This window comes from Vibrio sp. JZG120 (assembly GCF_053890955.1).
Map to the genome: position 1 here is coordinate 136,512 of NZ_JBSRRK010000007.1, position 15,419 is coordinate 151,930.

The 15,419-nt window shown below is 47.0% G+C and carries 15 protein-coding genes; all 15 read right to left on the reverse strand.

The features are described 5' to 3' along the window. Positions 1-444, reverse strand: a complete 444-nt coding sequence (gene fliJ, locus ACWPOD_RS16115) for a flagellar export protein FliJ (RefSeq protein WP_012841527.1) — start codon at positions 442-444, stop codon at positions 1-3. A 6-nt stretch (positions 445-450) separates the two neighbouring features. Continuing rightward, the gene (gene fliI / locus ACWPOD_RS16120) at positions 451-1,770 is read right to left on the reverse strand and encodes a flagellar protein export ATPase FliI (RefSeq protein ID WP_046875538.1); all 1,320 of its coding nucleotides are present in this window, start codon (positions 1,768-1,770) and stop codon (positions 451-453) included. 3 nt (positions 1,771-1,773) lie between these two features. After that, positions 1,774-2,574, reverse strand: a complete 801-nt coding sequence (gene fliH / locus ACWPOD_RS16125; protein ID WP_124008404.1) for a flagellar assembly protein FliH — start codon at positions 2,572-2,574, stop codon at positions 1,774-1,776. Positions 2,575-2,645: 71 nt separating this feature from the next. Next, on the reverse strand, positions 2,646-3,701 hold the full coding sequence (gene fliG / locus ACWPOD_RS16130; protein WP_012841526.1) for a flagellar motor switch protein FliG: 1,056 nt from the start codon (positions 3,699-3,701) through the stop codon (positions 2,646-2,648). Continuing rightward, positions 3,694-5,436, reverse strand: a complete 1,743-nt coding sequence (gene fliF, locus ACWPOD_RS16135) for a flagellar basal-body MS-ring/collar protein FliF (protein WP_006741698.1) — start codon at positions 5,434-5,436, stop codon at positions 3,694-3,696. Before fliF ends, fliG begins: the two co-directional genes overlap by 8 nt. A gap of 14 nt (positions 5,437-5,450) precedes the next feature. Further along, positions 5,451-5,762, reverse strand: a complete 312-nt coding sequence (gene fliE, locus ACWPOD_RS16140; RefSeq protein WP_012841525.1) for a flagellar hook-basal body complex protein FliE — start codon at positions 5,760-5,762, stop codon at positions 5,451-5,453. A 122-nt stretch (positions 5,763-5,884) separates the two neighbouring features. Further along, on the reverse strand, positions 5,885-7,294 hold the full coding sequence (locus ACWPOD_RS16145) for a sigma-54-dependent transcriptional regulator (protein ID WP_046875536.1): 1,410 nt from the start codon (positions 7,292-7,294) through the stop codon (positions 5,885-5,887). A 36-nt stretch (positions 7,295-7,330) separates the two neighbouring features. Continuing rightward, positions 7,331-8,362 (reverse strand): sensor histidine kinase, encoded by a 1,032-nt coding sequence (locus tag ACWPOD_RS16150; protein WP_337168405.1) that lies wholly within the window; start codon positions 8,360-8,362, stop codon positions 7,331-7,333. A gap of 196 nt (positions 8,363-8,558) precedes the next feature. Next, positions 8,559-10,025 carry a sigma-54 dependent transcriptional regulator gene (locus ACWPOD_RS16155; RefSeq protein WP_006741695.1) on the reverse strand — a complete coding sequence of 489 codons (1,467 nt, stop codon included), beginning with the start codon at positions 10,023-10,025 and terminating at the stop codon, positions 8,559-8,561. A 289-nt stretch (positions 10,026-10,314) separates the two neighbouring features. After that, complete coding sequence (fliS, locus tag ACWPOD_RS16160) at positions 10,315-10,725, reverse strand: flagellar export chaperone FliS (RefSeq protein ID WP_012841524.1); 411 nt, start codon at positions 10,723-10,725, stop codon at positions 10,315-10,317. A 12-nt stretch (positions 10,726-10,737) separates the two neighbouring features. Continuing rightward, positions 10,738-11,043, reverse strand: a complete 306-nt coding sequence (locus ACWPOD_RS16165) for a flagellar protein FliT (RefSeq protein WP_012841523.1) — start codon at positions 11,041-11,043, stop codon at positions 10,738-10,740. A 3-nt stretch (positions 11,044-11,046) separates the two neighbouring features. Further along, positions 11,047-13,038 (reverse strand): flagellar filament capping protein FliD, encoded by a 1,992-nt coding sequence (fliD, locus tag ACWPOD_RS16170; RefSeq protein WP_432585103.1) that lies wholly within the window; start codon positions 13,036-13,038, stop codon positions 11,047-11,049. 21 nt (positions 13,039-13,059) lie between these two features. Beyond that, a complete protein-coding gene (gene flaG / locus ACWPOD_RS16175; protein ID WP_047008849.1) occupies positions 13,060-13,494 on the reverse strand; it encodes a flagellar protein FlaG in 435 nt (144 codons plus the stop codon). 92 nt (positions 13,495-13,586) lie between these two features. Then, complete coding sequence (locus ACWPOD_RS16180; protein ID WP_006741693.1) at positions 13,587-14,717, reverse strand: flagellin; 1,131 nt, start codon at positions 14,715-14,717, stop codon at positions 13,587-13,589. Positions 14,718-15,005: 288 nt separating this feature from the next. Further along, positions 15,006-15,419 (reverse strand): flagellin (locus ACWPOD_RS16185; RefSeq protein ID WP_456232057.1); only part of this gene is annotated, 414 nt, incomplete at its 5' end.

The following is a 15,419-nucleotide window of genomic DNA, read 5'->3' on the forward strand; positions in this document are numbered from 1 at the left end:
TTAAAAAGGCTTCGCTCGACGGCTGTAAAGCAACGTTGAAAACTCATCCATTTGCTTTTGTTCCCGTTTGGCTTCCGCAAGCTGCTTCTCTTTCTCTCGCTTTTCGATCATCCACTCATAGGATTTGCGTTCTTTGCGTACTGTTAACCAGTATTCTTGACAGTTTTCTACCTGTTCTTTGAAATGACTTTCCGCTTGTTTCTGCTTAGATAACGTTTCGTCTAGCTGGGTGAGAAAGCGATTTAAATGCCCATATTCGCTTGCCGTTAAGCCCGCCTGGCCACGGTCGATAAGCTGTTGGCAATAATCAAGGCGATACTTTTCGATTTGCTCAACCTGACGGTAATAATCTTCAAGTTCAGAGCGCGCTTTGTTCAGCGCAAGTACGGCTTGATCTTCACGCTCTTTAGTCTGCTCAAGTAGGAACTCCATCGCATTGTTCATGCGCTATCACCCGCCCAAAATGTTTCTAAGCATGTTGACGCACATATCGTATGGCACCGATTCTTTCATGCTCTGCTGTAAGTATTCGTCTAACTTTGGCTTCAATGTAAACGCGCCATCGATAGCAGGATCGGTGCCCGGCTTGTACGCCCCAATCGAGACCAAATCTTGGTTCTTGCGGCAAATCGACAAGACCTGACGTACCGCTTTCGACATCAGAACATGTTCTTCAGTGGTGATTTGCGGCATAACACGGCTAACCGACTTTTCGACGTCAATCGCAGGATAATGGCCTGCATCCGCCATTTCACGGGACAGCACAATGTGACCATCAAGAATTGCCCGCGATGCATCCGCAATCGGGTCTTGTAAATCATCGCCCTCGGTCAACACGGTAAAGAACGCCGTAATTGAGCCTTGTTCGGCGCTTCCGTTACCCGCACGCTCAACCAAAGCAGGTAGCTTGGCGAACACAGATGGCGGATAGCCTTTTGTCGCTGGCGGCTCACCAACAGAAAGGGCGATTTCACGCTGTGCTTGCGCAAAACGCGTCAAGGAATCCATCAATAACAGAACGTCCAAACCTTGATCGCGAAAGTACTCTGCAATGGTTAAGGCGGTTTGACAGCCTTTCAAACGCATCAATGGTGAAGCATCGGCAGGCGCAGCCACCACGACAGAGCGACGTCGTCCATCCTCACCTAAAATCTCTTCGATAAACTCTTTAACTTCGCGTCCACGCTCACCTATCAGACCGACCACAACAACTTGTGCGGTTGTACCTCGCGTCATCATGCCAAGCGTGACCGATTTACCCACACCAGAGCCAGCAAACAGACCGATACGCTGACCTTTACCTACCGTCAATAATCCGTTAATCGCTTTCAAACCCACATCAAGTGGCTCTGAAATTGGCTTTCGAGCCAGCGGGTTGATTGGCTCAGCATTAAAAGAGGCGCGATGATCGGTATACAACGGGCCAAGTCCATCAAGCGGATTACCAACCCCGTCAATCACGCGACCAAGTAACTCCATGCCAACAGGCAAGCCAGCGTCACTGGTTAATGGCGTCACTCTAGCGCCAGGCAAAATGCCCGTAATTTGCTCGCTTGGCATCAAAAATAGGTTATCACCTGAAAAACCGACGACCTCGGCTTCCATCTGACCGGACATGGTTTCCACTAAGCATAAACTGCCAATTGGTGCGCGACAGCCTGTCGCTTCCAACGTTAACCCAACCACTCGAACCAGTTTGCCAGAGGCAACTGGGCGCGTCGTTAAGCCTTCAACTTTGTAGTTTTTTAAACGGTCAGCCAATGCTTGCATGGATTACTCACCCTCTTGATGACGGTTTGCACCACAAAAACTGTGCAACACGCTTTTGACGCGCTCTTCCATACGGTAGTTAATGCTTGATTCACCCGCTTCAATTTGGACGTCGCCTCGATTGAGTGATGGCTCAGCAACCAACGTCCAGTTGCGGCAATCAAGGTCTTCTTCGCCGTAAGCTGAGCGAATAATCGCAACGTCTTCTGGATTCAGGTGCAAGGTAATGGGATGACCTGATATTGGCAGCGCTTCAACCGACTGCTTAACCGTGTCTAAAATAATTTGAGGGTTGGTTTGTACTTCGACATGCACGACTTCTTTGACTAAACAGAGCACCATATCCACCAGCTGCTTTTCAACCTGAGCATTCATCAACTCCAAAGGTTGAGTAAACTGATTGGCCAAGTTCATAAAGGTTTCGACTTGCTGCTGAATATATTCTTGACCTGCGGTCACGCCTTCGGCTTTTCCAAGCTCCAGCCCTTCAGCATGGCCCGCTTGCAGGCCTTCTTCTTTGCCTTTTTCATAACCTTGCTTAAAGCCGGCTTCTTGACCTTGATACAAACCTTCCTGATAAGCGCCTTGCTTGATCAGCTCTATCTGCTCTTCGGTTAGCTCAAGTGCTTGCTCTTCTTCTGGCTCTTCAAGATTCGGTACCCAACCCGGGTCATAGTTAAACGCGGTTTGTTTTGCTTGCTTGGCTTTGGGCTCGCCGTAATCAGGCAACCCCCAACGTTGTGGTTCGATCATCGAATCATCTTCATCAGGACGGATAAATCCACGTTTTCTTTCGCCAGCCATGGGTTACCTATTATGTATTCGATTAAGAAGTGAGGGCGCTCCGCAATAGGATAATCACGGAGCAATAGAGATTATAAGAATTCGTCCGCACCGCCAGACAACATGAGTTCGCCTGCATCGGCCATGCGACGAGCGATCGCCAGGATTTCTTTCTGTGCCGCTTCGACATCCGCCACGCGAACTGGCGGCATCGCTTCGATGTCATCACGCATCATCTCAGCCGCTCGTTTCGACATGTTCTTAAATACCTTCTCACGCAGAGAATCGTCGGCACCTTTAAGTGCTTTTTGCAACACGTCTTGTGGTACATCACGCAGCAATTTCTGAATACCTTGATCGTCCACTTCGACTAAGTTTTCGAAGACAAACATCAAGTCTTGAATTTGCGTCGCCATGTCTTCGTCTTGATCGCGAATCTGTTCCATCAATAAACCTTCGACGTTGTTGTCTAGATAGTTCATGATCTCCGCTGCCGCTTTCAGGCCGCCAATCTTGGCTGCTTGAGCGCCAGCTTGACCCGCGAACTGTTTCTCCATGATTTCGTTCAGCTCTGCCAGTGCCGATGGCTGAACTTCTTCAAGGTTGGCAATACGCATCATCAGGTCCAAACGCACGCGCTCAGGGAACTGAGACAAAATCTCCGCGGATTGGTCTGCTTCTAAATAAGACAATACGATGGTTTGGATCTGCGGGTGTTCGTTGACAATGATGCTCGCCACTTGTCGTGGGTCCATCCATTTCAGCGAATCCAAGCCTTTTGAACCCGTACCAAGCAGGATCTGGTCAACCAAGTTGTTGGCTTTGTCTTCACCAAGAGCCGCTACCAGTGCATTACGCATGAAGTCTTCGCTGCCCATGCCGATGTTGGTGTATTTCTGGATGTCCTCCAAAAACGCACGGTGAACGGCTGACACCTTGTCTTGGCTGAGATCTTTCGCCTTAGCCATCGCACTACCCACACGCTGGACCTGTTTTGGCTCTAGGTGACGAATAATGCCAGCGGCATCTTGTTCATTGAGGCTCAGTAGCAAAATTGCTGCTTTTTCTTCGCCAGTAATGGTTGAGACATCCAGCTCAACTGGCATTCCCGCGGCGTTGTCATCTTGAGGTACGATATCGTTAGCCATTGTCATTCATCCAGTTTTTCACTACTTGAGCAGCAAGTTCAGGTTCATTCGCAACCAGAGCGCGAACCGCTTTCAATACATCTTCATCTTTATGAAGGTTTGGCAAATCAATACTTGAACCAAACTCAAACAGTTCGCTGCTTTCAATGTCGCTGCCAATCAGGCTAGTTTCACCATCCGCACCAATCGGCAAGCCGTCTGGTCCGTACATTTCGTCTTCGTCATCACTGGTAGGGTTAAGCAATTTCTTCATTGCTGGGCGAACCAGAACCAACACGACAACGATGATCACCAATGCACTTGCGAACCAACGAACCCAATCACTGAAGTTAGGGTGCTCCCAAATTGGTGGTTCTTCCAGCTGTTCAGCCTCAGGCTCTGCAAACTTCACACTCAGTACATTCAACAAATCACCACGGCCTTGGTCAAAACCGACCGTACCAATTAAGACTTGGCGAATAGCATTAATTTCCGATTCGGACATAGGGGTATAGGTCACTTCTCCCGTATCTGGGTTGACCTGACGACGGTCCTTAATCGCAACAGAAACTGTCTGACGAGCAACCGTCCCCGTCTGCTTGCGCTCATGGCTGATGGTGGTATCAAGCTCAAAGTTACGCGTGGATTCTTTACGCACCGAACCCTGCCCCATGACAGAACCGTCTTTCATCTGAGCCACATCTTGCGGAATAGAGGCATCCGCTGGAGGCTGATTACTTAACGCCCCCGGAATACCCGCTACCATATTGCCGTTATTGTAATCTTCTAATGCGTACTCACTGCGGGTTGCAGGGGTATTGGGATCAAAGCGTTTGCGAGTTTGTTCAACCGCGCTGAAATCCATTTGGATATCGACCTGCGCCGTGTAGTTGCCATAACCTAAAATAGGTAATAGCACTGAATCAATTTTTTCACGCAGCGCCTGTTCCTGACTACGCTCTAATTCTTGCTCTTTGCGTCGCGCTGCAGAAGCAGGGTCTTGAGAGCCTGAACTGAGCAAACGGCCATGCTGATCTGTGACGGTAATTCGGGAGGTTTTCATTCCCGGAACGGCACTCGCCACCATGTCAACGATAGAATCAACTTCTTGCTGTTTGAGGTTCGTGCCAGTCGACAGTGTCAAAAATACGGACGCAGATGCTTCTTGATTGTGACGTACAAACACACTGTGCTTTGGCAGCGCCAATAAGACTCGTGCTTTACGAACTTGCTTCATTTCCTCAATCGCTTGAGCCAATTGACGTTCTCGACTGAGTTTAAGGCGCTCTTGCTCTAAACGTTGTGATACGCCAAAGCCCATATCTTGCAGCAAAATATCATCGCCCGCCTCTGTGGCTTGGTTTACGCCCGAGCGAACCATGCCAAGTTTGATCGAGTTGTATTCGCTCGATTCAACAGAAATGGTATTACCATCAAGCTTGTAATTGATTTTTTGCTGGTCCAGATAATCCAAAACGGGGATCAACTCTTCGGTCTCATACGCTCCAAGCGGGCGCATCTCCGGCTCTTTGACCCAAAAGAACAGCATCACGATCAATGCAACACAGATGGAGATTGACAGCACAAGTACAACTTGACGAAGTAAATCAAGGTCACCCACTGCCATATCAAATTTTGACGCACTGCGCTCCTCTAGATCTGGATTTTGACTCTCCACATCTACGTCGGAACTTGCTACCAGTGCACCATCTGAGCCGCCTTCAGTGACGGTTAAATCTGTAGACTTGTCTGCCACACTTATTACCTAAATTACACTGGCATGTTCATGAGGTCTTTATACGCCTCAACGAGTTTATTGCGAATTTGAACCGTCGCATCAAAAGCGACACTAGACTTGTTACGAGCAATCATAACGTCAGAAAGGGAAACATCGGCATCACCACGATCAAAACGGGTTTGTAAATCACCGGATGCTTTTTGAAGTGTGTTCACGTTATTGATGGCTTTAGTTAGGAGATCATTAAAATCTGCTCCAACTTTCGCCCCACTTGCAGTAGGAGCTGTATTGGTTGCTTCTACCATCATGGCGCGCATTTCTGCCTGAATACCATCAACTTTCATTAGCACCTCTAAGCCAAAAGATTGACTATTAACAAAACTGATTATTAACACAGCAATTAACGTGCCATAAGACATTAGTTAGCGGTTTGCTTACACTTTTTGTCTTATGGCGATTGCACATGTTAATTTGGGATATCTATACCAGCATCACGCATTTTGGCAAGTTTGTAGCGCAAGGTTCGTGGGCTTATGCCCAGTTTCTCCGCCATTTCTTTGCGTCGGCCGTTACACTCCACCAAGGTTTCCAAAATAATGGCGTATTCTTGGTCACGCAGCTCGCTGCCCAAGCCCTCCCCGCCAGATACCGGACGGTTCACACTCTCAGGTTGAGCGACTGGCTTAACATTAGGTACAACCATCTCTGCATTTTGAACCACATGCTGCAAGCTGTTGGCATCTTGCCAATCCACCCCTTCTAGTAAGATGTGCTCAGCGTCGATATCACCATTCTCACTTAAGATAAGAGCTCGTTGCACCACGTTATCCAGCTCACGAACGTTACCTGGCCAAGGGTATTGCAGCAGTTTTTCTACCGCAACGGCTGAAAATTGAGGCACTGGCATCCCCATCTTGCTGCAATGACGCTCAGCAAGATGCTTGGCAAGTGGCGCAATATCGCCTTTGCGTTCGTTCAGTGCTGGCCACGCAATTGGGAACACATTCAGGCGGTAGTATAAATCTTCACGGAAGTTGCCTTCTGAGACGTACTGCTTGAGATCACGGTTACTGGTCGCAAGCACACGTACATCCAGCTTGATGCTCTTACGACTGCCAAGGCGCTCCACTTCACGCTCTTGCAAAACACGTAATAGTTTCGCTTGCAGGTTTAAGTCCATTTCGCTGATTTCATCCAGCAAGATTGTGCCGCCTTGCGCTTGTTCAAACTTACCCGGACACGCTTGAACCGCGCCAGTGAACGCGCCTTTCTCATAACCAAATAGTGTCGCTTCCAGCATGTTGTCTGGAATCGCCGCACAGTTGATCGCAACGAATGGACCATCTTTACGGTTTGATGCGTTGTGAATATAACGCGACATCACTTCTTTACCTGAGCCACTCGGACCTAGCACCATAACATTCGCATCTGTACGTGCCACTTTATCGGCCAAAGCAAGTAGACGCAGACTTTTTTCATCTGCCACGACCGCGTCACCATTGTCATCGCTTTTGATCGGTGCGTATCGACTGACCATGTTCAGCAATACTTCTGGTGCAAATGGTTTCGCCATGTAGTCAATCGCGCCGTCTTTCATTGCCGACACGGCATCTTCAATGTTGGCGTACGCCGTCATTAACAGTACTGGTAAGTTAGGCCAATTCTGCTTGATGTTTTTGAGCAGAGCCAATCCGCCCATACCTGCCATTTGCACGTCAGAAACGACGATATCGACAGTATTCGATTTGAGTTTTAGTAGTGCGTCTTCCGCACAGTCAGCTTCTAACCACTCATACCCTGCCAGAGCCAGAGTATCCACTAGGGCTTCACGAAGACCTTCATCGTCTTCTACGATCAGCACTTTGCTTTGCGCCATTCTGATTCTCCAGTAATTGTTATTACCAGAAGCTGCTTACTGCGCTTCTGGTTGCACTCGCTCTAGCGGAATGCACATGGTAAAGCAGGCTCCATCACCCTGCTCTGAAATAAGTTCCAATCGACCGTCATGGGCACGGCAAACCATTTGAACAACAGCCAGCCCTAACCCGGTTCCTTGAGAACGCGTGGTAAAAAATGGCTCCATAATTTTGGCTTGTAGTTCTTCAGGTACACCCGGTCCGCTGTCTTGCACTGAAATGCGCAACTCGCCATTTACCGGGCGGAAAAATATATCGACTTGCGACTCTTTACCAGACATCTGAATCGCATTCATGACAAGGTTGCTCAACGCGGATGCAATCGCATTCGCATTGCCTAGCAACTCAGTTTGTTCTTCTTCCACTTCTAGGCAGTAATCAATACCGTTATTTTTTAGCGCGGTTTCGACCATCGGCTGATATTCCGCCACCAACTGAGCAATCGTAAATGGCTTAATGACTTTATTATCACCACCTTTAGCAAAAAGCAGCATATCATTAACCTGCTTTTCCAAATCGTGCAGTCGATCCATTAATTTGGTTTGAAAGCGCTCCCTTGTCGCTGGTGGAAGGTTTGGCGCTCCCAAATTGGATGCATATAGCATGGCGCTCGATAGCGGCGTTCTTACCTGATGAGCAAGTGACGCTACCATACGCCCTAACGACGACAAGCGTTGTAAATCACTCACACGAGCTTGAAGTAAGCGAGTTTCGGTTAAATCGGTAATCAGGATCAATTGACCTGTCGTAGAAGCCGAAATGGCTAATCGAACTTTACGACCATTCCGCAGGGAAACTTCGTGACCATCATCCTCACGAGGATCAAACACCGCCTGAATAATGTTGAACCATTTTTCATTAACCAGTGGAATCTCAAGAATTCGGTGCGCCTCTGGGTTTGCTTCACGCACTATGCCGAACGTGTCGAGCAGAATCACGCCGGCAGGCATCACATCAAGCACCTGCTTATAGCGCTCAACCTGATTTTCTACGGAATCTAAATGGGATTGGTTGGTGTTGTTATCCATTACTGCCTGTCGAAATATCGCCGCTAAAACTAAAATAGCTTGGTAAGCAATTAGCGTACCAAGCTATTTTTTATATTTATCATGACGTTAAGTCATCGACAATAAGTTGACACCCTCAGATAACGGTTTTTGGTGTCAGAAAAACGATGCTAAATAGCCCAAATGATTTAGATATCGTCTTAAATCTCAACGTTGCCTAGCGTTGTAAGTTGTACTTACGCATTTTTTCCACCAACGTTGTGCGTCGCATACCCAGCATATCAGCGGCTCGTGCCACGACTCCACCTTGTGCTTCTAACGCTTGGCTGATCATATTAACTTCTAAATCAGCCAACAGCTCTTTCAGATTTACACCTTCAGGCGGCAGCGCTTGCGGAGCGTTCATGCTGTGGTCAAGATCGTCTTGATCATCAAAGCTAAAGTCTTCTGAGAAGATGTCTTGGAACACATCACGCTCTTGTTCTTCAACCGAAATAAACGGATTACTTTCTGGTTGGAACTCCGGAATATCACTGTAGCGATATTTGGTTGGTAAGTGGTTTACATCGACCAAGCTATTTGGGTACAGAATGATCATTCGCTCAACAAGGTTGGCTAACTCACGCACGTTACCCGGCCAGTTGTGCTCCATCAATGAATTGATCGCACGAGGGGTAAAACAGATAGGCTGGCCACCCTCCGCTTCCAGACGCGTCATCAACTCTTGCAGCAGCAATGGAATATCTTGTTTGCGCTCTTTCAGCGCAGGCATCTCGATTGGAAACACGTTCAAACGATAGAACAAGTCTTCTCGGAACGTGCCTTCTTCAATCATACTTTCTAGATTACGGTGTGTTGCCGCGACAACTCGAACATTGACCTTGATGGTGCTATTGCCACCCACACGTTCGAAACAGCGCTCTTGTAATACGCGAAGTAACTTTACTTGCATCGACATCGGCATATCGCCAATCTCATCAAGAAAGATCGTGCCACCGTCTGCGAGCTCAAATCGACCTTTACGTGCCGTTAACGCACCAGTAAACGCGCCTTTTTCGTGGCCAAACAATTCACTTTCTAGAAGCTCCGGTGGAATGGCACCACAGTTAATGGGCACAAAGGCACCACTGCTGTACGACGAATGATAGTGAATGTTACGCGCAACGACTTCTTTACCGGTACCAGATTCACCCAAGATCAACACGTTTGCCTCAGTGTCTGAGACTTGCTCGATCAGGTGACGAACTTCTTGAATACCTCTGCTTTGACCAACTAAGCTGCGAAAAAGTGTGTTTTTTCGTGCACTGGCAACGACATTGACCCCTTTTCGACCCAGAAAATCTTTGCAGTGGCGTAACGCCTCACTAAGCTGTGGGTAATTAAGAGGTAGTTCTAGCTCACCTACAAAATTTGGAAGATCATCCACGGGCAACGGAAATCGGCCCATGACTAAAAGTGGGATGTGGTAGGCGCTGTTTAAATGAGAGATAACCGTATTCGCCGCTTGACCTGCTGGAATGTTACCAACAATACAGCACGACCATACGCTAGACCAATCAACATCGCTGAGCTGATCAGAACTGACCGCTTCGCAATTTTCTCCAACAAATTCCAATATATTGCTTAAATTTAAACGACTTGATGCGTCATCATCAATTACAAGCAGCTTTGCCAAACCTTGCATAAGTAAGAATGATTGCCTTTATTTTAGGTGCGTTGCGGCCAAACCTTGATTTGCGCAATTGGGTGCTAAAAGAAGGCAGAACCACCACACTCAATTTACGATAGACAAAATAGGAAAATCAGCAACAAAAAAAGCCATTAGGGCTACTAATGGCTTCTATTTTATTTGAATATAAAAATAAGGCAACCAAGCAATAAAGAGGTGTGAGCTTGATAGAAACTTTGCTACACAACTCGTTGCGCAATTGACAAATATATTCCTCTAATATCTTAACGCGTTGTTTTGGTTATTAAATACCGACTTCAGCTGCTGTAAGATTATGAAACTCTGTAGGGATTTGGTCCCAAGCGGATTTGATCTCACGGATAATGTCGATAACGTCGTCGATCAGTTGAGGATCATTTTGATGGTTAGCAGCTGAAATTTGCGTGATCATAAACTCATAGAGTGAATCTAAGTTTGAAGCAATATCACCACCGTCATCCATCGATAGACAGCTACGTAGCGCAATGATGATGTCTAGCGCTTTACCTAAACGCTCACCTTTTGCTGGAATATTGCCTGCTTGCATGGCCGCTTTACCTTGAATAAGGCGCTCAATCGCACCAGCCATAAGCATTTGAATGACTTTGTGCGGAGAAGCCGCGCTTAGCTGGCTGTCGACTGATACCTTTTTGTATGCTTGCAAAGAACCGCGCATAGTAATCCTCTTTTAAATAAATTTTTTGTACTGCTGAAGCGAACGCTGGCCATAACGAAACTTATGAAGTTCTTTTCCGACCTTTGACGTTTCCGATTGCATCAGCTCGACAATTCTTTTGGTACGAGTAAGCAACGCTTGCCACTCTGCATCCTGCTTAACCAAAGGATTTTGATGAATAATTGGTAACAGGTTTTGCAATAACCGTTCCCTGATATCGACCAAGCGAAGAATTTCTTCAGTACTAAAGTCGACTTTTTCCAATTCTTGCGTAATTAGTTGATCTATATCACTAATATCTATGAGTTCTTTTTGCATTTATTAACCCAACGCACTCATTAAGGCACCTAACTGACCTTGCATTTTGCCAGTCGCATCTTGCATGGCGGTAAACTTCGCGTGAGTGCGTTTTTCTAGGCTTTCCATGCGGCGATCTAATGCCGCTTGATCATCACTCAAACGATAATTTTGTTCTGTGAGACTTTTTTCTCGAGTACGAATGCTGCCTGTAATGCCTGTAATACCATGAATCGCATCTTCGACTCGTTTAGCAAAACCTGTGTTGCCACCGAAGAACTTTTCTAGCTCGTTGAAGTTGTTGTTCAACTGACGATCTAACATGTCATAGTTGATTTCTAAGGTACCTTGACGCGTGGTAGTAATGCCAAATTCAGTTAATGACTTTAGGTTTTCAGGCGCTTTATCAATTTGAGTGGAAAATACCGATTTTAATCGTGAGTCTGCACTGCGTACGGTACTGTCACCCGACAACGGTCCTTTTTGACCAGTGACCGGATCCACACTCGCCAACGCTTGAGACGTTTGATAAAACGAGTTGTACGCCGCAACAAAGTTTTCGATGTCGTTACGCACACTCTGACGGTCGTATTCGACGCCAATTTCAGCAGGTGGCTTGTTCGGTTCTGATTTGCCTTTAAGTGTTAAATCAACACCTTCTATGGCATCTTCAATCACATTGTTGTGACTAGATAGCTTTGCTACTCCATCAAGCAGAACTTCTGAATCTTGCCCTGCTTGTACCTCTGTCATACCAAGGTATTCTTCAAAAGCAGATTGCGCTTTTGCGATTTTCGCTTCTGCTTCATCAATTTTTTCTAAACGTTCACGCTCTTGAGGATCCAGCTTAGCGCGATGAATTTGTTTCGCTTGCTCTTCGGTCAATTCACCACGTTCAACTTTTGCGTCTAACGCTTGTTTTTCACTCGCAATTTTTTGCTCAATTTCAGCTTTTTCTTGCTCAAGAAGCTGCTTGGCCTCTTTCGTCGTAACGTAAGAGTCGGTTAATGTGCCTGATGCCGCATTGCTCCAACCCGGTACATCTGGTGCCTTCTCTATTGCTTTCTCGTCGAGTTCAAGCTCTGGTTCTTCATAAGAATCCAGCAAAGTGCCTGACGCAGTTTCTGTCCACCCTGGAATTCGGTCTTCAGGGCGCAAACTCGCGCGTCGGTTGGCTTCATCAATCGCTTCCTGCCCAGCTTTAGCAGCTTCTGCACCCGCAGCATAGATTGGCTCTTGGGAGCCATCATCTTGTCCATTTTCTGCCGCTTTTTGCTCTTCTGGAGGTAGAGGATTGCCGTTTGCATCCAGTTCTACTGGTTGCTCGGGGAATTGAAGAGGACCTAACACTTCTTCCGCCGCTGAACGAGCTTCTTCAAGCGCGTTAACACGGTCTTCAAGTGTTTGATATTCGAAATACTTTAGAGGGTTGCCTTTGTCGGCCTCCACACTGACTCTGATTTGATGATCCTTACCAGAGAGATTTGAGGCAAGGATAAGGCGTGGTCCTTCAACGTCGTTAATGAGAGATGCTCGAACACCGGGATTGTCTTTTGAGCCGTTGATGCCGCGTACGACATCTGCGAGCTTGGAGCTCGAACGAACGTTCACGTTGAAGGTGTCATCACCAAGCGAAATCTGCAGCTTACCAGGGCCAAACTTTGTGTCTTCTGGCAGTACGTCAGAAGCGACTTTGTGGCTCTGGGCAAGCTGCAACACATCGATAGCATATTTGCCAGCGATAGCATCTGTAGTTGCAGTAGCAGATACGATATTGTCGTCTGTCGTTTCAACAGTACGAACGGCAAACGCTTTCTCTTGACGAAAGTTCGCCATGAGATTTTTCATCGTATCCAGTGATTCTCTGAGTCGCCCATAGGCACTGATACTGGCATTAATTGTCGTGCGCTCGTTGTCAATGCGTTGCTGCTTTGGTACGCGTTCGGCATCCACAATTTTGCTGACCATGGAATTGATATCCATGCCGCCAGACATCCCCAAAGGGCCTAAACTCATCAAATCACCTCTAAAAACGACTTACACTTTTTCAGTCAACAACCCGCTGTTGGCTGTGTGCTCAGCTAGGCGACGCAATACCACTAGCATCTCTTCATCAGGAATTTGACGAATCACGTCGCCCGTTTTGGCTTCGTAAATCGTCACCACATCTCTCCCGGATTCCTCATCCACTCGAAACGCGACTCCTTTGTTTATGGACGTCACAAACTCATTCATTTGCGCGACCAATTTTTCACGTTCTTCTTTGTTCAGCTCTTGACGGCTTTCCGCCATCTCGATCGCAGCTTGAACAGAGAAGTCGTATTCGGTGTCTTTCGCTTTTTGCGGCGAAACCTCACCATTTGAATTTGCTGGGCTAGACGTGCCTATATCATTGCCATTTTTATTTGCAAACTTTGTGCCACTTGGCGTGCCGTAAGGCTGGATGTTCGATGCGTAGGAGGATATATCCATTACAATCTCCCTTCCACCTTATGGGCTAACGATAGAACCTATCGCTTTGGTGCCCCAGCACTAAGGTATTTACCTCAGGCTGGGTCAACCACTTAGCCCAACAAGCTTAGCGCTGCAGATGGAGACTGCTTCGCTTGAGCCAGGATTGAAGTACTTGCTTGCTGAAGAATTTGCGACTTAGTCATCGCAGTGGTTTCTTTCGCGTAATCAGTATCTTTAATACGGCTGTTAGACGCATTAACGTTCTCGTTAATGTTGTCTAAGTTGCTGATTGCGTGGTTGAAGCGGTTTTGGAAAGCACCAAGTGACGCACGTTGGCTGTCTACTGACTTCAGGGCACCGTCGATAACAGCCACAGCTTCTTGAGAGCCTGCTACTGTTGTTACGTCGATGTCTTTCACTGTTACGTCTTTCGGGCCGCCAAAGCCGATCTCGTCCGCTAGGTTGCCAGAGAACTCAACATCACCTTGAACTTTTTGAGAAGAAGCAAATACTTGTAGCTTGCCATCTTCACCAACAGACGCTTTTACATCATCGTTTTGACCGTTGATGTACGTTGCTAGCTGCTCAATGTCGTCGCCTTGTTTTGCGCTGATCGATAACTCTTTCTCTTCACCTTGTTTGTTGGTGTAGCTCATTTTGAACTCAGTTTTCTCACCAACAGTCCAAGATGCATCTTTACCCTCTTCTGCTGCGTAGCTCTTGCCACCCATTGCAGAAGTGTCTGAGCGCAAGCTACCCATAGAAAGCATCACTGCTTCACCTGAGTCTGCACCGATTTGGAAAGATTGCGTACCGTATGTACCGTTCAGCAACTTGTTACCACCGAAAGAGGTAGTTTCAGCAATACGGTTTAGCTCGTCATTTAGCGCTGTTACTTCTTCTTGGATCGCAACACGTTCTGCTTTTGAGTTAGAACCATTCGCAGATTGAAGCGATAGGTCACGCATACGTTGTAGGATGTTGGTAGATTCATTCATTGCACCTTCAGCAACCTGTGCAATAGAAATACCGTCGTTTGCGTTTTTCACCGCCATGTCTAGGCCACGGCTTTGTGCATTCAAGCGGTTTGAAATCTGTAGACCTGCAGCATCGTCTTTCGCGCTATTGATTTTATAACCCGAAGACAAACGCTCCATTGATTTTTGTTGACCGTCAGCTGCCTGGTTTAGGTAACGCTGTGCAGTCATCGCAGAAACGTTAGTATTAACGTTAATCGCCATAATTGATCTCCTTAAGGCTTTAGTGAATGTACCGTCGTGTCTCTCACCTCACTTAGGTACATCTCATTTCTCTCAGTCCCTTTAACGGCGACCGATGAATATCCTTTAGAAGAAATTTTCAATTTTTTGCGATTATTTTCTTTGGCTTACTGAAATGTGATGAAGCTCTAATGTCGTGATTCGCAGAAATCCTGAGTCCCCAAAAGACAGAAAAAAACCCAGCCGAAGCTGGGTTTACTCGCTCATCTCTCACCACGAGCCAATGAGGTTCTCGTCTTAGGTTTGAAATTAACCTAGCAGACTTAGCGCTGAGTTTGGCGCTTGTTTCGCTTGCGCAAGGATTGAGCTTGACGCTTGCGATAGAATTTGTGACTTGGTCATTTGAGTCGTTTCTTTCGCGAAGTCAGTATCTTTGATACGGCTCTTCGACGCATTCACGTTCTCGTTGATGTTGTCCAAGTTGCTGATTGCATGGTTGAAACGGTTCTGGAATGCACCCAGCTCTGCGCGGTGGCTGTCTACGTATTTCAGTGCCGCATCGATGATAGCAACAGATTCTTGTGCGCCACCAACTGAGGTTACGTCGATAGTATCTACCGTTACTTTTTTACCTTCGCCCAAACCCAGCTCGCCAGATAGGCCGCCTGAAAACTCGACTTCGCCTTCGACTTTGTTGTTGCCAGCAAAGATTTGCAGTTTACC